The organism is Bordetella bronchiseptica (assembly GCF_900636925.1).
Taxonomy (GTDB): Bacteria; Pseudomonadota; Gammaproteobacteria; order Burkholderiales; family Burkholderiaceae_B; genus Bordetella; species Bordetella pertussis.
Genome location: NZ_LR134326.1, coordinates 5,042,027 through 5,065,773, shown reverse-complemented (window position 1 = coordinate 5,065,773; position 23,747 = coordinate 5,042,027). Strand labels below are relative to the sequence as shown.

The window sequence follows — 23,747 nt, the reverse complement described above, 5'->3', positions numbered from 1 at the left end:
CAGAATGCTTTGAATCGTTTTGCAATATTTTTTCCGCTTCCCCGCCCGGCAATTGCTTATGATCCGGCATTCCCACAATAACAAGCATCGCCATGGGGCAAGCATTCGCGGCCTTATCCGTCTGGCAGGTCATGGGGTATGGCCTGGTTTTCTTCGGTGGCATCTACCTGTTGTTCGGCGCGGCCACATGGCTGCTGACCCGACGCGTGCTGCCCGCCCTGGGCGTGGGCCGGCCGCTCGATCCGCGGCCGCTGGGTCCCGGGCAGTGGCGGCGCGAATTCCTCCAGTCCGGCCTGTCCGTCCTGATTTTCGGCCTCGGCATGGTGTTTCCGTGGGGCCTGGTGCAACTGGGCTGGGCGCGGCTCGACGACGACGCCGGCCCATGGCGCATCGTCGCCGAAATCCTCGTGCTGGTGATCTGGAACGACGTGCATTTCTGGATCAACCACCGCCTGCTGCATACCCGGTTGCTGAGGCGCTTTCACCTGCCGCACCACCGCTCGGTGGTGACCACGCCGTTCTCGACCTACAGCTTCCATCCGATCGAAGCGCTGATGCTGGGCAACGTCATCCTGCTGCCCATGGTGGTACATGATTTCAGCTTCTGGTCGCTGCTGTCGGTGCCGCTGTTCAGCCTGTTCTTCAATTGCGTGGGCCACGCCAACTACGATTTCTTCCCGGGTGTTTCGTACGCGCACTGGTTCGCGGCCAGCCGCAGGCATCACCTGCACCATGCCTGCTACCAGGGCAACTTCGGCTTCCAGTTCACCTTCATGGACAGACTGTTCGGCACGCGCCTGGGCGCCGACGCCGCGCAGGGCCAACTGGCCGCTTATCGCAAGCGGGGCGCGGTTGGTTCGGCCCGCTGAATGGCTGCGCCACCGGCGCGACTGGCAGAGCATTCTGTATCTGGCCGCGCTGCCGGCGCTGGCCGCCTGGCAATGGGTGCACGGCTGGCATTGGGCGCTGTACGCGCCGATGCTGTTCCTGACCCTGGGGGTGGGCGTCATCCACCACAACCATGCGCACCGGCGCATGTGGCGCCCGCGCTGGCTCAACCGCCTGACGGACTTCTGGCTGACCCTGCTGCAGGGCCATCCGACCTTCGTCTTTCATGCCGCGCACAATGCCAACCACCACCGTTACAAGCACGGTCCGCGGGATGTCGCGCGCACCTATCGTTTCGGCGGCGACACCAATCATCTGGCCGGCTACCTGCTGCACCCCTTGCAGGCCGTCGTCGTGCTGTATCCGCTGTTTCTTGCCTCGCTGCGCCGGCTGCGATCCCGCCGGCCGGGCGTGTGGCGCTATTGCCTGCGCCAATATGCGGCATGGCTGGGGCTGTGGGGCGGACTGCTGGCGCTCGACCCGGGCAAGGCCTTCTGGCTGGTGATCGTGCCGCAGCTGCATGGCCTGCATTGGCTGCTGGCCACCAACTACCTGCAGCACGCCCACGCCGACGGGGGGCCGGGGCGTCACGCGGCGCTGAGCTACGCACGCAATTTCGAGGGCTGGGTCAACCCGTTGCTGTTCAACATTGGCCTGCACACGGCCCACCATGAAAACCCGCGCGCGCATTGGTCCGAGTTGCGCGCGCTGCACTGGCAGCATTACCGTGACCGCGTGCCATCCCGCCTGAACGAGCGCGGGCTGGCGCGGTACATGGCGCGCGTGTTCGTGCTCGGACTGTTCTCGCGGCGCTGCCGCACGCATACGCTGATGCGGCCCTAGCCGCCCATTTCCTTTGCCACACACCAGAATCCGTCATGCCCGTTGCCTTTGATCGCGTCTATCTGCACAGCGCCGGTTATTTCCTGCCCGGCGAGCCGGTCGATAACGATGCGATGGACCAGTACATCGCGCCGCTGAACCGTATTTCCGGCCGCATCAAGAACCGCATCCTGGCCGAGAACGGCATCAGGCAGCGCTACTACGCGATCGACCCGGAGGGCCGCACGCGCTGGAGCAATGCGCAGCTGGCCGCGCAGGCCATCCAGGCCTGCCTGGCGCGCGGCGACGCCGACCTGTCGCAGGTCTCGCTGCTGGCCAGCGGCTCGTCGGGCGGCGATACGCTCATGCCCGGATTCGCCAACATGATCCAGGGCGAACTGTCCGCCGCGCCGCTCGAGACCCTGTCCGTGCACGGCATCTGCGCGGCCGGCGTGGGCGCCATCCAGGCGGCTGCGCAGGGTATCGAGCTGGGCGCGCACCGGCGCGCGCTGGCGGTGGCCAGCGAGCTGCCTTCGCGCCTGTTCAAGCGTTCGCGCTTCGCGGCGCCGGGCTACGACGCCGACTTCGACGCGCATTTCCTGCGCTGGATGCTGTCCGATGGCGCGGGCGCCATGCTGCTGGGCGATGCGTCCCAGCCGTTGGCCGGCGCCGCCAACGGCGTGCGGCTGCGCCTCAAATGGATACACCAGCGCTCGTTCTCGGGCGACTATCCGGTGTGCATGCAACTGGGACAGTCCGCCGGCGAGCAGGCGCATCTGGACTATGGCTCGTGGTCCGAGGCCGAGGCGGCCGGCGCGCTGCTGCTGCGCCAGGATATCCGCCTGCTGCCGCACCTGTTCGATATCGGCATCCACGAATACGCCAAGCTGGTGCATGACGGCTGGGTCGATCCGCGCCAGGTCAGCCATTTCCTGTGCCATTACTCGTCCGAGAAGTTCATCCCGGTGGTCGAGGACCTGATGGACAAGGCCGGCCTGGCCATCGCGCGCGAGCGCTGGTTCAGCAACCTGGCGTGGCGCGGCAACACCGGCGCGGCTTCCATTCTCATCATGCTGGCGGAGTTCCTGCAGACGCGTACCGTGCAGCCTGGCGAACAGATCTTCTGCTATATCCCCGAATCGGGCCGCTTCATGGCCGCCTACATGCTGCTGCAGGCCGAAGGGCCCGACGAGACCGCGCAGCCGGCGCGCGCGCGCGCCGTGCCGGCCGCCGCGCCGGCCGGCGAGGCCGATTTCATCGCGCCGCCGCACGACCCGGCCCATGCGCCGCAGGGGCTGGAGCCGCTGCTGGGCGAGCTGGCCGCCATCTGGCACGACTATCGTTCGCGCGTGTGGCGCACGCCGGTGATCCGGCACCTGCGCCAGGGGCGCTTCGCGGCGTCCGATTACCTGAACTGGATGGAAAACTGGGTGCCGCAGGTGCGCGAGGGCAGCAAGTGGATGCGCGAAGCGGCCGCCTCGCTCTCGGAGACCTACCAGCCGCTGGCCGCGCTGATCGGCACGCACGCCGGCGAAGAACAGGACGATTTCAAGATCCTGTTCCAGGACTACCGCAACGCCGGCGGCGCCGTCGAGGACATCGACGCCCTGCGCCGCAATCCCGGCGGCGAGGCGCTCAATGCCTATCTGCATGCGCTGGCCGCCACGCGCGACCCCATCGGCCTGCTGGGCGCCATCTACGTCATAGAAGGCACCGGGCAGCGCATCGTGCCGGCGCTGCTGCCGTTGCTGAAGGCTGCCCTGGCATTGCCGCCCGATGCGTTTCGCTTTCTCGAGTACCACGGCCACAACGACGAGAATCACCTGGCGCGCTGGCTGCTGGCCGTGGAGCTGGCGCTCGATTGCGACGACAGCGGCCGCGCCCGCCAGCAGATCGTCGACACCGCGCGCCGCACCGCCGCGCTATACCTGATGCAATTCCAGCATGTCATGGAGGAGCGCACCGCATGAGCCGCCCCGAACCCGATTTCCTGAGCCAGCCGCACGATCCGGCCGACCCCGACCCCTGGCGCGCGCTGTACCTGGATCGCAGCACGCCGCTGCCCGATCCGGTCAAGCAGGCCTGGCTGGCCGACTCCAGCAGCGCTTCGCGCCAGTACCTGCTGCCCTTCCTGCGGCCGCTGGCGCGCGCCTTCATCATCCTGATCCAGGTGGTCAAGACCTTCCTGCCGCGCCGCTGGTCGCATTCGCGCCTGTTGCATCGCATCCTGGCGTGGGGGCTGGAGCACTTCGTCTCGCCGCAGGCCAACTGGCTCATCCTGCGGCATTTCCACCTGGGGGCGCAAATCCTGGCGTTCATCGCGCGCAATGCGCCGGTGCAGGTCGAGACCACGCCGCTGGAGCCAGCCCGCATCGCCGACCTGCGCGACGAACTGTTCGTCAAGCATGACCTCAATCTGTTCAATTTCGTGATCCGCCTGAACCAGGCGCTGCGCGATGCCGGCCAGACCATGCACGCGCCCGAGCAGGTCGATTATTCGATGATCCGCGACCCAGGCCTGCGGCTGGAGGACATGCCGCAACGGCGACGCAATTTCCTGGACCTGCAAAGCGCCATCGAGCTGTTCACGCCGTTGTATCAGCTCATGCTGACCGACAACGATTTCTGGCGCGCCGCGAATTCGCTGCAGCTCGACGAGACGATCGGCATCTATGCCGCGCAGCTGCTGGGCGCGCCGCAGCACCTGATACTGGTCAACAACAAGCACCCGCTGGTGCCGATGTCGACGTTGCGCGCGGGCTACCGGCTGGTGCTGCATGGCCTGTCCACCGAGATGCTGCACAGCCTGCTGATGCAGATGAAGCAGCAGCAGGCCGAGCAGGCATAGCGTTCGTCACGCGGACCGCGGCGCCGCGCGCAGCAGCCGCAGCGCGGGCAAGCCCGCCGCCAGCACGGCCAGGCCCAGCAGGGCGCCGACGCCCGCATAACGGGCGCTGGACCAGACCAGTCCGGCACAGGTCAGGCCCAGCAGCAGCGGCGGCAGCGGGTAGAGCGGCACGCGAAATGGCCGCGGCCGGTGCGGGTCGAGGCGGCGCAGCCGCCAGACCGAGGCGGCCACCAGCAGCATGAACAGCCAGAACACCGGCGCCGTGTAGGCCACCAGCGTCTGCACGCCATCGTGCGCGTAGGCGCCATAGCCCAGCAGCACCAGCGTGATGGCGCCTTGCGCCAGCAGCGCCGAGGTCGGGGTCTGGCCGCGCATGCTCCAGCCGGCCAGCGGCCGCAGGCGCGGTACGTCCTGCCCCAGCGCGCTATAGACGCGCGCGCCCGTCAGGATGGTGCCGTTGATGGTCGACAGCGCCGTGACGCAGACCAGCAGGCTCAGCACGATCGCCGCATACGGACCCGCGGCCAGCGTCATCAGCGTGGCGGCCACCGCCCGCGTCTCGCGCAGGCCTTGCAGGCCGAAGATCTGCAGCAGCGCCAGATTGGTCAGCAGATAGGCGCCGGCGACCACGGCGGTGCCGATCAGCAGCACCTTGGCCATGTTGCGCCGGGCCTCGCGCAGTTCGCCGCTGAGGTAGGCGGCTTCGTTCCAGCCGCCATAGGTCAGCAGCACGAACACCAGCCCCATGCCCAGCAGGCCCAGCGTGCTGCCGGCCAGCGGCTCGACCGGCGCCGGCGGGGCGGGGGGCGCGGACAGGCCGGTGGCCACCACTGCCGCCAGCGCTGCCAGCGTCAGGACGGTGAAGACGAGCTGTATGCGCTTGCTGGGCTGGGTGCCCACGATATTGAGCAGCGTCAGGGCAATGACGGCGATGGCGGCGTGCAGGGCCACGCCGTGCGTGCCCAGCGGCGCCAGCTCCTGGGCGTATTCGCCATAGATGAACGCCACCACGGCGATCGCGCCGGTCTGGATGACCGTGCAGCGCGCCCACGCGAACAGCAAGGCTACGCGCGGCCCCCACGCGTGGCGCAGGTAGAGGTATTCGCCGCCGGCGCCGGGATAGGCCGAGCCCAGCTCGGCATAGCACAGGGCTCCCATCAGCATGACCGTCGCGCCGCCCAGCCAGAGCGCCAGGTAGACGCTCTCGGACTGCGCATGCTGGGCAACCAGCGGCGGGAAGCCGAAGATACCGATGCCGATGACCACGCCCACCAGCACGGCTACCGCGTCCAGCACCGACAGGCCGCGGGCCTGGGCCATGCCGCTCTCGGCGGCGCGCGTCATGGCGCGCGACGCGTGGCGCGCCAGCCGGATTCGTTGCCCGGGGCTTGCACGGCTGTCATACGGTCTCCCTGTATGCGGCCCACGTAGGTGCGCGGCCCGGACCCGGCGTCCACCGTGAAGCGCAGGTCGGTGCCGCGCAGGGCGGCCTCGGCCACGCCCAGCCGCTCGCCCTGGCGCTGCGCGCTGGCGGTCACTTTCTGGAAATCCTGCCGCACGCTGAGGGTAAAGGGGCCGGCCGGGTCTTCGACCTGCCAGTCTCCCGCCGCGTGCGCGGGTACGACCCACAGATACAGGGAGCGGCCATCGACCAGCTCGTAGCGATCGCTGTCCCATTCGCCCATTGTGAAGGCGTGCGAAACCACACGGGTTCCCGGCGCCAGCGAATTGAGTATGCGCGGGCGCAGTTTCAGGTTCACGTCCGGCAGCAGGTACATCGTTAGCACCGTGGCCTTGGAGATGTCGGTGTCGAACAAGTCCTGCTGCACGAACGTCACGCGGTCGGCCAGCCCGGCCTTCCTGGCGTTGGCGCGCGCTTCGGCGATGCGCTCGGGGTCGATGTCCACGCCCATGGCGCTGCGCGCGCCCCGGTCGCGCACCGCGGCGATGGCGATGCGCCCATCACCCGATCCGAGGTCGATGACCGTGTCCTGCGCTGTCACATCGGCCATCTCCAGCATCCGCGCCACCGCGTCGTCGGGGGTGGGCACATAGGGCACATCCAGCTTTACCGGTGGCGGTTGCTGGGTCCAGGCCGGCTGGGCCAACGCCAGCGCGGGCGTGGCAAGCAAGGCAAGCAGCATGCGCCTTTTTGGTGCATGCGTGGGGGCGACGAGGGTGCGCATGGGATTCTCCCGGGTAGGGGCGCCCGCCGAATCCTCCGTGCAGCGGACCCGCTGGCGCGTTGCTGACAGAAACCTGAATTTAATGGAGTTCCTGTCATCACGAAAGGTTCCATTTTTTTTGTGCACTGGCGCTTTTGGTCTGGCTGCCTATCAAGGAAATATCCTACATATCTGTAGGATTGGGCTGGCATCAGGACCGCACGGATCCAAATAATCTTCCTACATCGATTCTCCGATATGTCTGCATAGCTCACGGGTTGGCAGGTGTTGTCGGTCCAACCAAGGGCCGTATCCGCCGGAAGTCGAAATTTCCTCTCTGCCATTTCCTCCGATCGCCACGCCGGCGACCGGCGAGTCTTCTTGCGCCCTGAATGGCGCATTCCAAGGGCCACGGCCCGCGGGCATGGCGGATCGATCGTGAACTTGGGAAAGGAGTAATCCGTGAAGCAAGCCATCCACGCCGTTGCGTCCCGCCATGATGCGCTCGCACGAGTCGGGCGTGTCCATCGGCGCCGCGGCGCCGCCGCGCTGGCTGGCGTCTTGACGCTGCAAACCGTGGCGCCGGCATTTGCCCAGGGGGCGCCGTCTTTCTCCGCCCGGCCCGCGCAGGCCGATCGCCAGGATGCCGCCGACGGCGCGATGCTGCGGGTCGCGCAGACGGCGCGCCAATTGGCGCAACGGCAGGCTGCCGGTTCGCGCGCCTCGGCGCGCGTGGACGGCGACTTGCTGAAAGGACAGGCCGAGGCGCAGGCCAATGAGTTGCTGCAGGAAGGGGTGCGCCTGGCCAACCAGACTGAATTGCCGTTCCTGCGCCGGTTGCAAGGCGGGGTGAATTATGACTTTTCGAACAAGGACCTGTCGTTGGATCTTCGTACCATCGACGAAGTGCATCGCGGCGAGCGCGACCGCGTCTTGCTGCAACTGAGCGGCCACAATCGCAATCATCGTCCCACCGTCAACGGTGGCGTGGTGTTGCGCCATGCCTTGAACCAGCACATGGCCGTGGGCGCCAACGCATTTCTTGATTACGAGTTCGGCAAGAACCATCTGCGCGGCTCGCTGGGCGGAGAGGTCATTGCGCCGCAGTTCACGCTGTATGGCAACGTCTACGCGCCCATGTCGGGATGGAAAGCGGCCAAGCGGGCCGAGCGCCGCGAAGAGCGGCCCGCCTCCGGCTGGGACGTTGGCGTGCGCCTGCAACCCGAGGCGCTGCCTGGCCTGGCAATCAAGGGCCAGTATTTCCGCTGGAACGGCGCGGCCGTGGATTACTTCGACAACGGCCGTCCGCAGCGCAATGCGCGCGGCTATAAGTACGGCGTTGAGTACCGGCCCGTGCCGTTGGTGGCGGTGGGCCTGGAACAGACCAAGGTGCTCGGCGGCGCGCGCCAGACCACTGTGCAGCTTGGCGTCAATCTCAGCCTGGGCGAGCCCTTGTCCAGGCAGTTGCGGCACCAGTCCGGGCCGGCGTTCGACTTGCAGGCCCGCATGGGCGAATTCGTCGAGCGTGAAAACCGCATCGTGCTTCAGACGCGCCGCAAGCACGTTGTGTTGCCGCTGACGATCGCGCGCGTCGATACCGATCCGGCAACCGGGCGGATCACGGTAACCGGCGTCACCGAGCCGGGGGCGCAGGTCAGCCTGGGGCTGCCCAATGGCGAAGTCGTGGTCGCGCAGGCCGATGGCAGCGGAACCTACCGAGCGACGTCGGCGCGCGACATGGTGGGCGGCCCGGTGCGGGCTCGCGCAACGAACCGTCATGGCGACCGTAGCCGGGAAGTCACGCACCATTACGTGGATGTCGCGGTCAAGGGCGAGGTACCGCTGACGCTCGGCGCTGTGCGCACGCATCCTGGCACCGGCGTCGTGACCGTGACCGGCAAGACCGGGCCTGGCGCCAAGGTGCGCATCGATTTTCCCGACGGTACGTTCGGTGATGTGGTCGCCGGCAATGGGGGCGATTTCACGGTCGCCTCGAAAGGCGATGTGACGGCCAGCGGCCCGATCGTGGCGATTGCCCGCGATGACGACGGGCGGGAAAGCCCCCGCCGTACTGTCCAGTACGACGACAGGGTCAATGGCGGTGGCTCGGGCGCGCCGACGGTGGTGCTGCATACCGACGGCACCAACGGTCGCGTGACGGTCAGCGGCAAAGGACGGCCCGGCGATACGATCAGGGTGGACTTCCCCGACGGCACCACCAAGGAGGTGGTGGCGGGCCCGGACGGTACCTACCGCGTCACGTCCGACCGCGACATGACGGCGGGCGACATAACGGTGTCCGGTACCGATGCCAAGGGCAACGTGGGTGGTCCTGTCAAGCGTCCCTACCACGACATCTTCGTGCCCGTGCCGCCCACCGTGGAGGTGGCGACCGACTCGTCCAGCGGCCGCGTCACGGTCAGCGGCAAGGCCACGCCGCGCGCCAAGGTCAAGGTCGATTTCCCGGGCGGGACGTCCAAGACCGTCACCGCCGACGCCGACGGCCGCTATCGCGCGACCTCGGATGGCGACGTGCCTGGGGGCGACATCGTCGTCACGCAGACCGGGATGCCGGGCGCTGCGGGCAAGCCGGTGCGTCGACCGTATGTCGATACGGTGGCGCCGACGCCGATGAAAGTGACCATCGACAGCATGCGCACGGACGGCAACAGCGGCGTCGTGACGGTGACGGGCTACACGGTCGGCGGCTCCACGGTGACGGTGACCTTCCCCGACGGCACGACCGCCGGTACCACCGCCAATGACCGAGGCAAATACACGGTAACGTCGACCGCCGACATTCCTGCCGGTCCGATCCGCGTCAGCGCGCGCGGACCGCGCAACCAGCAGGGCAGCGCGACGGACCATTACCTCGATGCGTGGACCAAGCAGACGCTGCTGGGCGGCAAGATTCGCCTTCTCCGGCCGGTCGCGAGGCTGTTGCTGAGCCCGGGCAGCATGACATATACCGAAATCGCCAAGTCGTTCGATGGCAGTTCGCTCGACGGCATCGTGGCACGGTTCGAGCCGGCAAACGGAGCACCGCCGCAGACGGCGGCGCTGCTGGCGGCGATCAAGCTGCACGATCCAAATTATCGGCTGGAGTCCAACAAGATGTTCATCTATCTCGACACCATGAACAGCGACCCGTACAACCGTGTTCCCAACGGCGATTATCCCGTCACGCTGGTTCTCGAGGACAAGGCCACCGGGGCGCGGGAGGCGACCACCATGGTCCTGAAGGTGACCGGCAGTACCTATGGCAAAGCCCCGGTCGTCCCCGGCGCGAATGGTGTGCTTGGCACGGGGCCCGGCCCGTCGTTGGGCGGCAGTCTGCTGATCGGTGGCGAGGGCGGCCTGCTGGGAAGCTGACACCGGCCGCGCGGCGCGCTTGGCAAGGGCGCCGCGCGGGACCACAATACGGCGCAGCGCCGCACACCGAATGCGGCCTCAAGGAGACAAATCCATGTGCGCCACCGCCGTCGATACCGGCATGGAGTTCGACTACATCATCGTGGGCGCCGGCTCGGCCGGCTGCGTGCTGGCCAATCGCCTGTCGGCCGATCCATCCGTGCGCGTGCTGTTGCTGGAAGCCGGCGGCGCCGATTCCTGGCACTGGATCCACATCCCGGTCGGCTACCTGTATTGCATCGGCAACCCGCGCACCGACTGGTGCTATCGCACCCAGGCCGATCCGGGCCTGAACGGGCGCAGCCTGGGCTACCCGCGCGGCCGCGTGCTGGGCGGCAGCTCCTCCATCAACGGCATGATCTACATGCGCGGCCAGCGCGCCGACTACGACGGCTGGGCGGCGCAGGGCAACCCGGGCTGGGGGTGGGACGACGTGCTGCCGCTGTTCAAGGCCAGCGAGGACCACCATGGCGGCGCCAGCGCGTTTCATGGCGCGGGGGGCGAATGGCGGGTCGAGCGGCAGCGCCTGTCGTGGAAGTTGCTCGACGCGTTCCGTGCGGCGGCCGCGCAGGCCGGCATCGCCTCGATCGACGACTTCAACCAGGGCGACAACGAGGGTTGCGACTATTTCGAGGTCAACCAGCGCAGCGGCGTGCGCTGGAACACCGCCAAGGGTTTTCTGCGGCCGGCCATGGACCGCGGCAACCTGAAGGTCCTGACCGGCGCGCGGGTGGCGCGCGTGGTGTTCCAGAACCGCCGCGCGGTAGGGGTGCGCTTCCTGGCCGAGGGCGGCGGCGAACAGTATGCCCAGGCGCGCGGCGAGGTGGTACTGGCCGCCGGCGCCATCGGGTCGGCGCAGTTGCTGCAGGTATCCGGCGTGGGGCCGGCGGCGCTGCTGCAGGCGCGCGGGGTGCCCGTGCTGCATGACCTGCCCGGCGTGGGCGCAAACCTGCAGGACCACCTGCAGCTGCGCCTGATCTACCGGGTGCAGGGCGCTCGCACCTTGAACGGGGTGGCGGGAACCCTGTGGGGCAAGGCATGGATGGGCCTGCAATACGCCGTGCAGCGGCGCGGCCCGCTCAGCATGGCGCCGTCGCAGCTGGGTGCGTTCGCCCGCTCGGGCCCCGAGCAGTCGCGCGCCAATCTCGAGTACCACGTCCAGCCACTGTCGCTGGAGAAGTTCGGCGACCCGTTGCATGATTTTCCCGCCTTCACCGCGTCGGTGTGCAATCTGCGTCCGACCAGCCGGGGCCACGTGCGTATCGTCTCGCCCGATCCGGGCGAGCATCCCGAGATCCTCTGCAACTATCTTTCCACCGAGGCCGACCGCAAAGTCGCCGCCGACAGCATCCGCCTGACCCGGCGCATCGTGGCTCAGCCCGCGCTGGCGCGCTACCAGCCGCAAGAGTACAAGCCCGGCGCGCAATGGCAGAGCGAGGAAGACCTGCAGCGGCTGGCCGGCGAGATCGGCACGACCATTTTCCATCCAGTGGGAACCTGCAGAATGGGCGACGACGCGCAGGCGGTGGTGGATGCCGCGTTGCGCGTGCATGGCCTGCAGGGCCTGCGGGTGATCGACGCATCCATCATGCCGACCATCACCTCGGGCAATACCAACTCGCCGACCATCATGATCGCGGAAAAAGGCGCCCAGCTGCTGCGCGAAGCCCGCCGGCAAACATGAAGGCCGCCGCATCGGGTGTATTCACGGGTTCGCCGCGGCGCGTGGCTGCGTTATATTCCGACACTTGTTTAACACGTGCAGCATGCCGAGGCCTGGCGCCCCGCGCAGCGCCTTCGACAGAGCCCCATGCCCCACGCTATTGAAATCGTGGCCACGCTGTTGTTCAGCGTGGCGGTACTACACACGTTTTCCGTTCCCTTCTTTGCCCGCCTGGCTCACCGCAACGGGCCGCATGCCGGCGTATGGCACCTGCTTTCCGAGGTCGAGGCCGTCTTTGGCGTATGGGCGTTCGTACTGATCGCCTGTATGGCGCTGATGGCCGGCACCGATCGCGCAGTCCAGTACATGGATACGCGCAACTTCACCGAGCCGCTGTTCGTCTTCGCGATCATGGTGGTGGCGTCCAGCCGGCCCATCCTGGAGCTGGTGGGCAGCCTGGTGCGGCTGCTGGCTGCCATGGTGCCGGTACGGCGCGAGCTGGCCACCTTCTTCATCGTCATGTCGATCGTGCCGCTGGGCGGCTCGTTCATCACCGAGCCGGCGGCCATGACGCTGGCCGCCATCCTGCTGCGCGACGGCTACTTCCGCTGCAGCGGCCGCGCCGGCTTCAAGTACATGACGCTGGGCGTGCTGTTCGTCAACGTGTCCATCGGCGGCGTGCTGACCTCCTACGCGGCGCCTCCGGTGCTGATGGTGGCCGCGACCTTCGGCTGGGATACCGCCTACATGGCGACCCATTTCGGCTGGCGCGCCGCCGTCGCGGTCTGCCTGAACGCCGCCGTGCTGACCATGCTGTGCCGCCAGGCCCTGCTGGAGGGCGCGGTGGGCACCGGCGCCGGCGTCAATGCGTCCGACGACGCGGCCGAGAAGCGGCCGCCCGTGCCGGCGCCGGTGACGCTGATGCATCTGGCCTTCCTGGTGGGGATCGTCCTCACCGCGCATCATCCCGCTGTGTTCCTGGGCATGCTGATGATGTTCATCGGTTTCGCGCACGCCTACCAGCGGCATCAGAGCCGGCTGATGATCAGGGAAGGCCTGATGGTCGGTTTCTTCCTGGCCGGCCTGGTCGTGCTGGGCGGCTTGCAAAAATGGTGGCTGCAGGATCTGCTGGGCGGGCTGGAACCCACGGTGCTGTTCTGGGGCGCGACCGCGCTGACGGCCATCACCGACAATGCCGCGCTGACTTACCTGGGCTCGTTGGTCGAAGGAACCAGCGAGGCCTGGCGCTACATGCTCGTGGCCGGCGCGGTCACCGGCGGCGGCCTGACGGTGATCGCCAACGCGCCCAATCCGGCCGGTTTCGCCATCCTCGGGAAGTACTTCCCGGACGGCAGCATATCGTCCGGGCGTCTGTTCATCGCGGCGCTGGTACCGACGCTGGTGGCCGCTGCCATGTTCATGTTGCCGGTATGAGACAGGGCAGGGCCGCGCCGCCGCCAGGCGGCCCGGCGGCCTTTCCTTGAAAAACCGCTAAAATTCAAGACTTTCCCGTATTTCGCCGGCCCAGCCGCCGTGCCGCCCGGACCTTCCCGGCCAGGCACAGAGGTGGAATTCCACGCGCCGGTTCGCCTGGGAGTTTTCGTTAAATGCCCATTTATGCATATAAATGCAGCGCGTGCGGCCATGCCGAGGACGTGCTGCAAAAGATCTCCGATGCGCCGCTGGCGGACTGTCCCGCCTGCGGCCAGAGCACGTATTCCAAGCAGGTGACGGCCGCCGGCTTCCAGCTCAAGGGCTCGGGCTGGTACGTCACCGATTTTCGCAACAACAACGGAGCGGGCAAACCGGCCGCTGGCCAATCCGCCGCGCCGGCAGCCAGCGGCGGCGATGCCGGCAGCGCGCCCGCCACGCCCGCACCCGCGGCGCCGGCAGCCACCTCCACCTGATTGCGGCACAGCGTCATGCGCGTGTTCAAGAAGTACTTCATCACCGGCTTGCTGATCTGGGTGCCCCTGGCCATCACGGTATGGGTGCTGGGCCTGCTCGTCGCGACGCTGGAGGGGTTCGTTCCCGGCTTCTTGTCATCGCAGTCGTTGTTTGGCGTGGATATCCCCGGGTTCCGCTTCGTCCTCGTCATCACCGTGGTGCTGCTGACGGGCGTGTTTGCCGCCAACCTGCTCGGGCGCAGCCTGCTGGAGCACTGGGAGCGCATCCTGGGGCGCATTCCGCTGGTGCGCTCGATCTACAACTCGGTCAAGCAGGTCAGCGATACCGTGCTGGCGCCCAATGGCCGGGCGTTTCGCCAGGCCGTGCTGATCCAGTACCCGCGCGCCGGCTCGTGGACCATCGCCTTCCTGACCGGCACGCCCAGCGGCGAGGTGGCCTCGTACCTTCCCGGCGAACACCTCAGCGTCTACGTGCCCACCACGCCCAACCCGACGTCCGGCTTTTTCCTGATGATGCCGCGCGACCAGGTCATCGATCTGCAGATGAGCGTCGACGCGGCGCTGAAGTACATCGTTTCCATGGGGGTCGTGGCGCCGGCGGATCGCCGGCCCGTATCCCCGCCCACGACGCCTGGTGCGCCCCTGGCGCCGGGCGCCGAACCGTAACCTTTTACGCTTACACAGCCTATACACGGAGTTATCCCGCATGCGTACCTGCTACACCGGCCAGGTTTGCCGTGACCATCTCGGCCAGACTGTCACCCTGTACGGCTGGGTGAACCGCCGCCGCGACCACGGCGGGGTCATCTTCATCGACCTGCGCGATCGCACGGGCCTGGCGCAAATCGTGTTCGACCCCGACAACGCCGAGGCCTTCGGCACGGCCGAGCGCCTGCGCAACGAGTTCTGCATCAGCATCACCGGCCTGGTGCGCCTGCGCCCCGAAGGCACGGCCAACGCCGAACTGGCCTCGGGCGAGGTCGAAGTGCTGTGCCAGCAGGTCGAGATCCTCAACGCGTCGGTGACGCCGCCGTTCCAGCTGGATGACGACAATCTGTCGGAAACCACCCGGCTGACCCATCGCGTGCTGGACCTGCGCCGCCCGCAGATGCAGCACAACCTGATGCTGCGCTACCGCGTCTCGATCGAAGTGCGCAAATACCTCGACCAGCTCGGCTTCATCGACATCGAAACGCCGATGCTGACCAAGAGCACGCCCGAAGGCGCGCGCGACTACCTGGTGCCGTCGCGGGTCAACGCCGGCTATTTCTTTGCCCTGCCGCAATCGCCGCAGCTGTTCAAGCAGATGCTGATGGTCTCGGGTTTCGACCGTTACTACCAGATCACCAAGTGCTTCCGCGACGAAGACCTGCGCGCCGACCGCCAGCCCGAATTCACCCAGATCGATTGCGAGACTTCGTTCCTGAACGAAGTCGAGATCCGTGAAATCTTCGAAGGCATGATCCGCCATGTATTCAAGGTGGTGCAGGACGTAGACCTGCCCACGCCGTTCCCCATCATGAGCTGGACGGAGGCCATGCAGCGCTATGGCTCGGACAAGCCCGACCTGCGCGTCAACCTGGAATTCACCGACATGACCGACGTCATGCGCGACGTGGATTTCAAGGTGTTCGCCTCGGCCGCCACCACCGCGGGCAGCCGCGTCGTGGCGCTGCGCGTGCAGGGCGGCGGCGAGATGTCGCGCAGCGAGATCGACGCCTACACGCAATTCGTCGGCATCTACGGCGCCAAGGGCCTGGCCTACATCAAGGTCAACGACGTGGCCAAGGGCCGCGAGGGCCTGCAGTCGCCCATCGTCAAGAACCTGCACGATGCCGCGCTGGCCGAACTGGTCAAGCGCACCGGCGCGCAGAACGGCGACATCATCTTCTTCGGCGCGGATCGCGCCAAGGTGGTCAACGACGCCATCGGCGCGCTGCGCGTGAAGATCGGCCACAGCGAATTCGGCAAGAAGGCCGGCCTGTTCAGCGGCGGCTGGAAGCCGCTGTGGGTCGTCGACTTCCCCATGTTCGAGTACGACGAGGAGGAAAACCGCTATACCGCCGCGCACCACCCGTTCACCAGCCCGAAGGACGGCCACGAGGACTTCCTCGAAAGCGATCCGGGCAAGGCCGTCGCCAAGGCCTACGACATGGTGCTCAACGGCTGGGAAATCGGCGGCGGCTCGGTGCGTATCCACCGCGAGGAAGTGCAGAGCAAGGTATTCCGCGCTCTCAAGATCGACGCCGAGGAGGCGCGCGAGAAGTTCGGTTTCCTGCTGGACGCGCTGCAGTATGGCGCGCCGCCGCATGGCGGCATCGCGTTCGGCCTGGACCGCATCATCACCATGATGGCCGGCGCCGAATCCATCCGCGACGTGATCGCCTTCCCCAAGACCCAGCGTGCGCAGTGCCTGTTGACCGGCGCGCCGTCGGAAGTCGACGAGAAGCAATTGCGCGAGCTGCATATCCGCTTGCGCAACGTCGAAGTGAAATGAAGTAAGCTGGCGAAGCGCCGACGCCATGGGCGGCGGCGCCGCCAGCGGCCGGAATCGGGCAGGCCGGGCAACGGCGTGGCTTTGCCCGTTTCGATAACGCGCCATACCTCCTATGTCGCTTATTCGCGTAGTCAGCTACAACATCCACAAAGGCCGCTCGGCCCTGGGCCGGCGCGAGTCCCTCAACGATCTGCGCCTGGGCCTGTATGGCCTGCGTCCGGACCTGGTCTTCCTGCAGGAGGTCCAGGGACGCAACGAGGTATCCTCGGTCCTGCACGCCCAGCACGAATCGCTGGCCGCCGCACTGCGCCTGCAGGCGGCCTATGGCCGCAATGCCATCCGTACCGGCACCGATCACGGCAATGCCTTGCTGTCGCGCTTTGACATCCTCGATCACGAGAACCAGGACATCTCCGACCATCGTCTGGAGCAACGCGGCCTGCTGCACGCGCGCATCGACGTCGGCGGCACCGAGGTGCACTGCTTCGTCGTGCACCTGGGCTTGTTCGCCGGCAGTCGTGGCCGCCAGATCCAGGCCCTGACCGACCGCATCCGGCAATCGGTCCCGGACGGCGCGCCGCTGCTGATCGCGGGCGACTTCAACGATTGGGGCGACCGCCTGGCGCCGATGTTCGTGCAGCAGCTGGGCCTGTACGAAGTGTTTTCGCACGCGCCGCGCTCGCATGGCGGCGACCTGCCGCGCCTGCGCGACTCGGTCAGGCGCTTGGGCAACGTACTGCGCGGCGTGCCCAACAGCGTGGCGGTGCTCGAACGCAACAACCAGCTGGGCATGGGCGGCGCCTATTGTCCCCTGCCGCCGCCGCGGACTTTCCCGGCGGTGTTCCCGTGGTTCCGCCTGGATCGCATCTACCAACGCGGCTTCGCGGTGCGCAGCGCCCGCGTCCTGCGCGGGCGCGAGTGGGCGCGCCTGTCGGATCATTCGCCGCTGCTGGCCGAGCTCGAATTGCCGTGAAGGGCCAGATCGTCAGGTTGCACTGGACCGATGGCAATGCCATCCGCCTGCTGCAAAACGGCGGCGATTTCTTTCCCGCGCTATGCGAGGCCATCGACGCGGCGCGCCTGTCGGTGCATCTGGAGACCTACATCTTCCTGCTCGACCGCACCGGGCGGCAGGTGCTCGAATGCCTGGAGAGCGCTGCCCGCCGCGGCGTCAAGGTGCGCGTGGTGCTCGACGGTTTCGGCAGCGCCGGCACGGCCGAGGCGATACGCCTGCGCATCACCCAGGCCGGCGGCCAGTGCCGCATCTTCCGGCCCGAGCCCCGCTGGCTGGGCCACCTGGCGTTCTCGCGCAGCCGCTTGCGCCGCCTGCACCGCAAGGTGGCCGTGGTCGACGCCGAACTGGCGTTCGTCGGCGGCATCAATATCGTCGACGACTACGACGACCTCGACCCCGGCGACGACATCCCCGCGCCGCGCTTCGACTTCGCCGTAGCGGTGCAGGGCCCCCTGGTGCCGCACATACTCTATGCCCAGGACCTGTTGTGGGTACGGTTGAACTGGGCCCGCCTGCGCCGCCACCCAGGGGACTGGCACCGCATGCGCCTGTTCAAGCCGGTGCACGCCGACGCCTCGCCGGCCGGCAAGCTGCGCGCGGCATTGCTGCTGCGCGACAACCTGCGCTTTCGGCAGACCTTCGAGCAAGCCTACCTTTATGGCATCCAGCATGCGCGCCGCGACATCCTGATCGCCAACGCCTATTTCTTCCCCGGGCATCAATTCCGCAAGAGCCTCATGCAGGCCGCCGCGCGTGGCGTGCGCGTGCGGCTGCTGCTGCAGGGCAAGCCCGAATACCGCATGCAGTACTTCGCCACGCGCGCGCTGTACGACCGGCTGCTGCGCGGCGGCATCGAGATCTACGAATACATGCCGGGCTACCTGCACGCCAAGGTCGCCGTCATCGACAACATGGCTACCGTCGGCTCGTCCAATCTCGACCCCTTCAGCCTGCTGCTGGCCCGCGAAGCGAACGTGGTCGTCGACGACCAGCCCTTCGCCTGGGACCTGCAGGAACGCCTGGAGCGCGCCATCGCCCTGGGCGGCCAGTTCATCCGGCCCCTGGACTACCAGCGGCGCGGCTGGCTGCGGCGATGTATCGACGTCGCGGCCTACACCATGCTGCGCATCGGCGTGGCGTTGACCGGGCGCGCGGGGCGGTACTGACTAATTGGCCGCCGCGGCGCGCCGGGCGCCCACCAGGCCCAGCGCCAGCGCGGTGCCGGCCAGGATCACGCCGGCGCCGGCCAGGATGCGCGGCGTCACCGCTTCGTCCAGGAACCACACGCCCCACAGCACGCCGAACACCGGCACCAGGAATGTCACGCTGACCGCGGCCGTCGGGCCGACACGGGCGATCAGGCGGAAGAACACGATATAGGCCGCGCCGGTGCAGACGATCGCCAGCAGCACCGTGGCGCGCCACGCCTCGAACGACACCGCCTGTTCGGGCCAGTGGATGATCGCCAGGGGCGCCAGTACCAGCGAGGCGGCCACCATGCTGCCCGTTGCATTGGTCAGCGCGTCCACGTGGCCGAGATAGCGCTTGGTCCAGTTGGCCGCCATGCCGTAGAACACCGGCGCACTGATGGCGGCCAGCACGGCCGGCCCCGTGCCACCGTCATGGAAATCCAGCTTGTCCCATACCAGTACGACAATGCCTGACATGCTGATCAGCAGGCCCAGGGCGCGCATGCGCGGCAGGCGGTCCCCCAGCCACAGCCAGCCGATCACCGCGCCCCACACCGGCGTGACCGCATTGGCCACCGACAGAAAGCCCGCGCCCAGCGACTGGGCCGCATAGGCATACAGCAGGAAGGGCAGCGCCGAATTCAACGTGCCCACCACCAATATCGCCTTCCAGTGCCGCGCGATCAACGCCGGCTTGCCGCGCCAGAGGACCAGCGGCAGCAGGAACAGCGCGGCCAGCCCCACGCGCAGCTCCATCAGGGCGGCGGGTCCGAACTCCGGCACCGCCACGCGCATGAACAGGAACGATCCGCCCCATACGGCGGCCAGCGCCAGCAAGTCCACCAGATCACGACGCGGCATGAGCTCAGTTCCAGGTCAGGCGGCGGGCGTGGCCGCGACGTTCTTCATTTTCACGCGGTGCGCCACCACGGCGCTAAACAGCGACAGCAGCACACAGAGAATCAGGCCGGCACGCACCCCATCGAGCACCGAGCTGTGCGAAATCGCGATACCCACCAAAGCCGTGCCGGCCGCGCTGCCCATGGCGCGGGTGGTCTGCACCAGCGCCGAGGCCACCCCCACGTCACGCCGTTCGCTGAGCATCTGCATGAACAGCGTCAGGTTCGGCAGCAGGAATCCCAGCGCCGTGCCATTGACGAAGAATGCCGCCACGATCCACCAGGCCGACGTCCCGGCGCTCACGGCCAGCATCATGGCGGAACCGGCCGCCAGCAGGCAGCTGCCGAACACCATCAGGCGCTGCGGCTCGGTCTGCCTGGGAAACAGGCGGCCATTGATGATGCTGCCGAACGAAATCGCCGCCACCAGCGGCGTCAGCAGCAGTCCCGCCTCGCTCGGCGAGTAATCCAGCTCGTGCTGCAGCAGCAGCGGACTGTAGAAAATCAGGATGAACATCGTCGCGCCCACCGCCACCGCGGCCAGGTTCAGCAGCCGGGGTTCGAGGCCGGCCAGCACGCGCAGGGGGAAAATAGGGGAACGTACGCGGCGCTCGATAGGCACCAGCAGCGCCACCGCGGCGATTCCGGCTACCGCCAGCGCCAGCGCCACGCGCGGATGGGCGCCATCGCCAGGCGCGAAAGCCAGTTCGATGGCCGCCAGCGGCGCGCCCACCACCACGATCAGCAACAGGCCGCCCACCCAGTCGATGCGGCGGCTGGCCGTCTGCGCCGGCCGGATGCGGGGGAAATAGCGCGCCAGCAGAAACAACGCCGCCACCGCGGCCAGCGGCGAAATGAAAAACGCCGCGCGCCAGCCCAGCGCCTGGGTGGCCGCGCCGCCCAGCACGGGGCCTATCCCGCTGGCCATCGCGAACGTCGCCGACACCAGCGCCATCCAGCGCACCCGCTGGCCGGCGTCGGGAAACAGGTCCGCCGGGGCGGCGAATGCCGTCGCGATCATCATGCCCCCGCCTATGCCCTGCAGGGTCCGGAACGCGATCAGCTGCGGCATGCTCTGCGCCAGGCCGCAGGCGATCGAGCCCAGCGCCACCAGCGACACCGACACCAGCATCAGGGGTTTGCGGCCGTACATATCGCCCAGCCGGCCGAAAATCAGGATCGAGGCGGCGGTCGCCAGCAGATAGGCCGTGCCGACCCACGCGTACAACGCCATCCCGTTGAGCGCGGCCGCCACGCGTGGCAGCGTGGTCGTGACAATGGTCGAGTCGAACGCCACCAGCACCACGGTGGCGGACACGCCCGCCATCGCTCGTAACAAATCGCGCCGAGAATGGGGGGATTCTTGAGTTGTCGTCGTAATTTCTGGGTCTTGGGTAGGCGGCGCGCTCATGCTCTCAAGCATAGCACCGCCAACCTAGGGAAAACACCGATTCTTGCTGCCTATTTGAAGAAGGTGTGGTATCCCAGAATCACCAGCACCACGCACAGCGCAACCGCCCAGGACCAGCGCGAATTGGTCAGGCCGCGCGGTTCGGGCTCCGGCGGCGGCGGTGGCGGCGCCAGGCGGGGCTGGCCGGCCATATGGTCGATGAACGCGGCGAAGAACTTCTCCACGATCTTGTTGCCGGCCTTCATGATGGTCGATTCGCCCAGCTCGGCCAGCTTGCCGCCGGCCATGGCCGCCACCGTATAGCTCAGGCGCGTCCCGTCGTCCTTGGGGCTCAGGTTGACCTGGGCGGTACCGATAGCCAGGCCGCTGGCCAGCCCCTTGCCTTCGAAGGCAACGGTACAGGAATGGGGAGGATCCAGATCGGAAAGCAGGATCTCGCCCTGGTAATCAGTCTCCAGGCCGGCCACCTTGGCGCGCACCACCAGTTCGTACTCGGTGGGCGTGCGCCGCTCCACCTTGATGCAGCCTGGCAGGCATTTTTGCAATACGTCCGGGTCCTGCAACGCATCCCAGGTCTGGTGCGGGGTGGAAGGAATCCATTGGGCATCGGCAATGCGCATGGCAGTCTCCTTATCCGGCTTTGTAAGGATATTGTCTGCTCGTTGCAGAGTGTTGTCACGCGTTCCGGACAGGGCGGCCAGCGCCGGAAACGCCATTAAGTATGTATTGAGTATTGTTATCAGGTAATAAAACGTTGCTGTGTACAATCCGCCGGCCTTGAACGTCCGGCGACCGCTTACGGATGGAGAAACTTAAGTGCGTGGCGCCAAAGGGCAAATCAGGGGTGTGGGTAAAATCTACGATTCTTCTTTGGCAATCAAAGGCATATCTATATGAAGCTCGAGGGCGCAAAAATCCTGGTCATTGGCGGGGCCGGGTTTATCGGCAGCTTCGTCGTGGCAGAACTGCTCAAGCATCCGGTGGCGGAAGTCGTTATTTATGACAACTTTGCGCGCGGCAAGCAGAGCAATATCGACGAATATCTCAGCGACCCTCGCTGCCGCATTTACCCCAATGGCGGCGACATCCGCGATATCGATTTGCTCAACGACGCGATGCAAGGCATGGACGGCGTCGTCCACCTGGCCGCGATGTGGTTGCTGCACTGCAAGGATTTCCCGCGCACGGCATTCCACGTCAACATCGAGGGCACCTTCAATGTGCTCGAAGCGTGTGTGCGCAACAACGTGAAGCGACTGGTGTACTCGTCCTCCGCCTCCGTCTACGGCGACGCGGTGGAGGTGCCGATGACCGAGGAGCATCCGTTCAACAACCGCAATTTCTATGGCGCCAGCAAGATCGCCGGCGAGGCCATGTGCCACGCCTTTCACGACCGCTATGGCCTGAGCTATGTGGGGTTGCGCTACATGAACGTGTATGGTCCGCACCAGGATCAGACAGCGGCATACACCGGCGTGATTCCCATCATGCTCAACAAGATCGACGCCAACGAGGCGCCGGTCATCAATGGCGACGGCACCCAGGCCTATGATTTCGTCTACGTCGAAGACGTTGCTCGCTGCAACGTGCTGGCACTGACGTCCGAGGCGACCGACCAGTTCTATAACGTCGGCACCGGCGTACAGACGTCGATCAAGGAACTGTGCGACACAATTCTCGACATGAAGGATTCCGGCTTGCAGGTCCAGTATCGTCCCTATAGCGAAGACGATGCGCGCCGCATGGTACAGAACCGCATCGGTTGCCCCGTCAAGGCCAGCCGCGACCTGGGCTTCACGTACCAGTATGCCTTGACCGAAGGGCTGCAGAAACTGATCGACTGGCGTGCCAAGAATGGAGCGCAGTCGTGAGCGGCGCCGCGGCGAAACGCAGCATTGCAATCTCTTTGCCCATGACGGGCGAAGAGGAGTGGCAGGCGGTACGCGAACCCCTGATGAGCGGGTGGCTGACGCAGGGCCCCAAGGTGGCGGCTTTCGAGCAGGCATTCGCGCAACGGCACGAGGTCGCCCATGCGCTGGCCGTGACCTCTTGCACGACGGGCCTGCATCTGGCGTTGGCCGGATTGGGCATCGGGCCAGGCGACGAGGTCATCGTGCCCTCGTTCACCTGGGTCGCCACGGCCAACGCCATACTGTATTGCGGCGGCACGCCGGTGTTGGTAGACGTCGACCGGGAAACCTTCAACATCGACATCGCCCAGGTGGCGAGCAAGGTCACTCCACGCACGCGTGCGGTGATTGCGGTGCACCTGTTCGGCCTGTGCGCCGACATCGACGCCTTGCGGGCGGCGTTGCCGGCGTCGGTGGCCATCGTCGAAGATGCCGCCTGTGCCGCTGGCGCCAGCTGGAATGGCCGGCCGGCCGGCAGCCTGGGAGAGGTGGGGGTCTTCTCGTTCCACCCGCGCAAATCGGTCACGACCGGCGAGGGGGGCATGGTCACCACGAATGACCCCGAGCTGGCCGAGCGCATGAACCAGATGCGCAATCATGGCGCCAGCATTTCCGAAGAGCAGCGGCACCACGGCCCGCGCCCGTGGATCCTGGCGGATTTCGATCTGCTGGGCTACAACTACCGGATGACCGATCTCCAGGGGGCTGTGGGCCAGGTCCAACTCGCCAAGCTGGACGGTTTCATCGACGAGCGTGCCCGCTGGGCGCAGTTCTATCGAGAACAGCTGGGTGATCTGAAGTGGCTGCGCCTGCCGGCGGAGCCGGCCGGCGCGCGACATGGTTGGCAGTCGTTCGTGACGTGGGTGGATCCGGCGCATGCGCCCATGCCGCGCAACGACATGATGCAACGACTGCAGGAGCAGGGCATCGCCACGCGGCCGGGCACCCACGCGGTGCACATGCTGGGCTACTACCGGGAACAATACGGCTATCGCCCCGAGGATTTTCCCGCCGCGCGGGATTGCAACGATTGCACAATGGCAATCCCCCTGCACAACCGCATGACGGAGGATGACTATCGTTATGTGGTGGCGGCGATTCGGGCATTCGGCGGCTGATTC

General features: G+C 66.9%; 19 protein-coding genes. 14 read left to right on the top strand and 5 right to left on the bottom strand.

Annotated features, from left to right (window positions below; genetic code table 11):
- The first annotated feature begins 92 nt into the window (after positions 1–92).
- The 4 genes from EL288_RS23655 to EL288_RS23640 are packed head-to-tail and all read left to right on the top strand — an operon-like array spanning position 93 to position 4,558.
- Positions 93–869, top strand: a complete 777-nt coding sequence (locus EL288_RS23655) for a sterol desaturase family protein (protein ID WP_003807002.1) — start codon at positions 93–95, stop codon at positions 867–869.
- On the top strand, positions 853–1,731 hold the full coding sequence (locus tag EL288_RS23650) for a fatty acid desaturase (RefSeq protein ID WP_033447846.1): 879 nt from the start codon (positions 853–855) through the stop codon (positions 1,729–1,731). The genes EL288_RS23655 and EL288_RS23650 overlap by 17 nt, the downstream gene beginning before the upstream one ends.
- Positions 1,732–1,766: 35 nt before the next feature.
- Positions 1,767–3,680, top strand: coding sequence for a beta-ketoacyl-ACP synthase III (locus tag EL288_RS23645; RefSeq protein ID WP_126622039.1), 1,914 nt, complete (start codon positions 1,767–1,769; stop codon positions 3,678–3,680).
- A complete protein-coding gene (locus EL288_RS23640) occupies positions 3,677–4,558 on the top strand; it encodes a DUF6999 family protein (RefSeq protein ID WP_003807011.1) in 882 nt (293 codons plus the stop codon). The genes EL288_RS23645 and EL288_RS23640 overlap by 4 nt, the downstream gene beginning before the upstream one ends.
- Before the next feature lie 6 nt (positions 4,559–4,564).
- Here EL288_RS23640 and EL288_RS23635 read toward each other — a convergent pair whose 3' ends face one another.
- Complete coding sequence (locus EL288_RS23635) at positions 4,565–5,902, bottom strand: APC family permease (RefSeq protein ID WP_033469454.1); 1,338 nt, start codon at positions 5,900–5,902, stop codon at positions 4,565–4,567.
- Positions 5,899–6,744 carry a methyltransferase domain-containing protein gene (locus EL288_RS23630; RefSeq protein ID WP_003807015.1) on the bottom strand — a complete coding sequence of 282 codons (846 nt, stop codon included), beginning with the start codon at positions 6,742–6,744 and terminating at the stop codon, positions 5,899–5,901. The genes EL288_RS23635 and EL288_RS23630 overlap by 4 nt, the downstream gene beginning before the upstream one ends.
- Before the next feature lie 441 nt (positions 6,745–7,185).
- On the opposite strand from EL288_RS23630, the gene bcfA reads away from it, so the two are divergent.
- From bcfA to clsB, 8 genes are all read left to right on the top strand, one after another.
- A complete protein-coding gene (gene bcfA / locus EL288_RS23625) occupies positions 7,186–10,095 on the top strand; it encodes an inverse autotransporter colonization factor BcfA (protein WP_126622038.1) in 2,910 nt (969 codons plus the stop codon).
- A 94-nt stretch (positions 10,096–10,189) separates the two neighbouring features.
- Entirely contained in the window at positions 10,190–11,818 is a 1,629-nt protein-coding gene (locus EL288_RS23620; protein WP_010925709.1) for a GMC family oxidoreductase, read from the top strand.
- 126 nt (positions 11,819–11,944) lie between these two features.
- Positions 11,945–13,231, top strand: a complete 1,287-nt coding sequence (locus tag EL288_RS23615; protein ID WP_003807020.1) for a putative Na+/H+ antiporter — start codon at positions 11,945–11,947, stop codon at positions 13,229–13,231.
- Between the two features lie 173 nt (positions 13,232–13,404).
- Positions 13,405–13,704, top strand: a complete 300-nt coding sequence (locus EL288_RS23610; RefSeq protein ID WP_003807023.1) for an FmdB family zinc ribbon protein — start codon at positions 13,405–13,407, stop codon at positions 13,702–13,704.
- Positions 13,705–14,370, top strand: a complete 666-nt coding sequence (locus tag EL288_RS23605) for a DUF502 domain-containing protein (RefSeq protein ID WP_003807035.1) — start codon at positions 13,705–13,707, stop codon at positions 14,368–14,370.
- Between the two features lie 40 nt (positions 14,371–14,410).
- A complete protein-coding gene (gene aspS / locus EL288_RS23600) occupies positions 14,411–16,201 on the top strand; it encodes an aspartate--tRNA ligase (protein WP_003807038.1) in 1,791 nt (596 codons plus the stop codon).
- Positions 16,202–16,313: 112 nt separating this feature from the next.
- Entirely contained in the window at positions 16,314–17,174 is an 861-nt protein-coding gene (locus tag EL288_RS23595) for an endonuclease/exonuclease/phosphatase family protein (RefSeq protein WP_003807040.1), read from the top strand.
- The gene (gene clsB, locus EL288_RS23590; protein WP_003807044.1) at positions 17,171–18,382 is read left to right on the top strand and encodes a cardiolipin synthase ClsB; all 1,212 of its coding nucleotides are present in this window, start codon (positions 17,171–17,173) and stop codon (positions 18,380–18,382) included. The genes EL288_RS23595 and clsB overlap by 4 nt, the downstream gene beginning before the upstream one ends.
- Here the strand turns inward: clsB and EL288_RS23585 are convergent, their stop codons facing one another.
- From EL288_RS23585 to EL288_RS23575, 3 genes are read right to left on the bottom strand one after another with little or no spacing between them, the layout of a single operon-like run.
- A complete protein-coding gene (locus EL288_RS23585; protein WP_003807047.1) occupies positions 18,383–19,267 on the bottom strand; it encodes a DMT family transporter in 885 nt (294 codons plus the stop codon).
- A gap of 15 nt (positions 19,268–19,282) precedes the next feature.
- Positions 19,283–20,716, bottom strand: a complete 1,434-nt coding sequence (locus EL288_RS23580; protein WP_003807049.1) for an MFS transporter — start codon at positions 20,714–20,716, stop codon at positions 19,283–19,285.
- 50 nt (positions 20,717–20,766) lie between these two features.
- Positions 20,767–21,336: an SRPBCC family protein gene (locus tag EL288_RS23575; RefSeq protein WP_003807050.1), complete on the bottom strand. Its 570-nt coding sequence runs from the start codon at positions 21,334–21,336 to the stop codon at positions 20,767–20,769.
- A 273-nt stretch (positions 21,337–21,609) separates the two neighbouring features.
- On the opposite strand from EL288_RS23575, the gene EL288_RS23570 reads away from it, so the two are divergent.
- Both EL288_RS23570 and EL288_RS23565 read left to right on the top strand, forming a co-directional pair.
- Positions 21,610–22,587, top strand: a complete 978-nt coding sequence (locus EL288_RS23570; RefSeq protein WP_003807052.1) for an NAD-dependent epimerase/dehydratase family protein — start codon at positions 21,610–21,612, stop codon at positions 22,585–22,587.
- A gap of 41 nt (positions 22,588–22,628) precedes the next feature.
- The gene (locus tag EL288_RS23565; protein WP_049803221.1) at positions 22,629–23,744 is read left to right on the top strand and encodes a DegT/DnrJ/EryC1/StrS family aminotransferase; all 1,116 of its coding nucleotides are present in this window, start codon (positions 22,629–22,631) and stop codon (positions 23,742–23,744) included.
- Positions 23,745–23,747: the final 3 nt, after the last annotated feature.

Coding starts and splice junctions, on each gene's coding strand:
- EL288_RS23655 (WP_003807002.1), top strand. CDS start 93: ATGGGGCAAGCATTCGCGGCCTTATCCGTCTGGCAGGTCATGGGGTAT.
- EL288_RS23645 (WP_126622039.1), top strand. CDS start 1,767: ATGCCCGTTGCCTTTGATCGCGTCTATCTGCACAGCGCCGGTTATTTC.
- EL288_RS23640 (WP_003807011.1), top strand. CDS start 3,677: ATGAGCCGCCCCGAACCCGATTTCCTGAGCCAGCCGCACGATCCGGCC.
- EL288_RS23635 (WP_033469454.1), bottom strand. CDS start 5,902: ATGACGCGCGCCGCCGAGAGCGGCATGGCCCAGGCCCGCGGCCTGTCG.
- EL288_RS23630 (WP_003807015.1), bottom strand. CDS start 6,744: ATGCGCACCCTCGTCGCCCCCACGCATGCACCAAAAAGGCGCATGCTG.
- EL288_RS23620 (WP_010925709.1), top strand. CDS start 10,190: ATGTGCGCCACCGCCGTCGATACCGGCATGGAGTTCGACTACATCATC.
- EL288_RS23615 (WP_003807020.1), top strand. CDS start 11,945: ATGCCCCACGCTATTGAAATCGTGGCCACGCTGTTGTTCAGCGTGGCG.
- EL288_RS23610 (WP_003807023.1), top strand. CDS start 13,405: ATGCCCATTTATGCATATAAATGCAGCGCGTGCGGCCATGCCGAGGAC.
- aspS (WP_003807038.1), top strand. CDS start 14,411: ATGCGTACCTGCTACACCGGCCAGGTTTGCCGTGACCATCTCGGCCAG.
- EL288_RS23595 (WP_003807040.1), top strand. CDS start 16,314: ATGTCGCTTATTCGCGTAGTCAGCTACAACATCCACAAAGGCCGCTCG.
- EL288_RS23585 (WP_003807047.1), bottom strand. CDS start 19,267: ATGCCGCGTCGTGATCTGGTGGACTTGCTGGCGCTGGCCGCCGTATGG.
- EL288_RS23580 (WP_003807049.1), bottom strand. CDS start 20,716: ATGAGCGCGCCGCCTACCCAAGACCCAGAAATTACGACGACAACTCAA.
- EL288_RS23575 (WP_003807050.1), bottom strand. CDS start 21,336: ATGCGCATTGCCGATGCCCAATGGATTCCTTCCACCCCGCACCAGACC.
- EL288_RS23570 (WP_003807052.1), top strand. CDS start 21,610: ATGAAGCTCGAGGGCGCAAAAATCCTGGTCATTGGCGGGGCCGGGTTT.
- EL288_RS23565 (WP_049803221.1), top strand. CDS start 22,629: ATGACGGGCGAAGAGGAGTGGCAGGCGGTACGCGAACCCCTGATGAGC.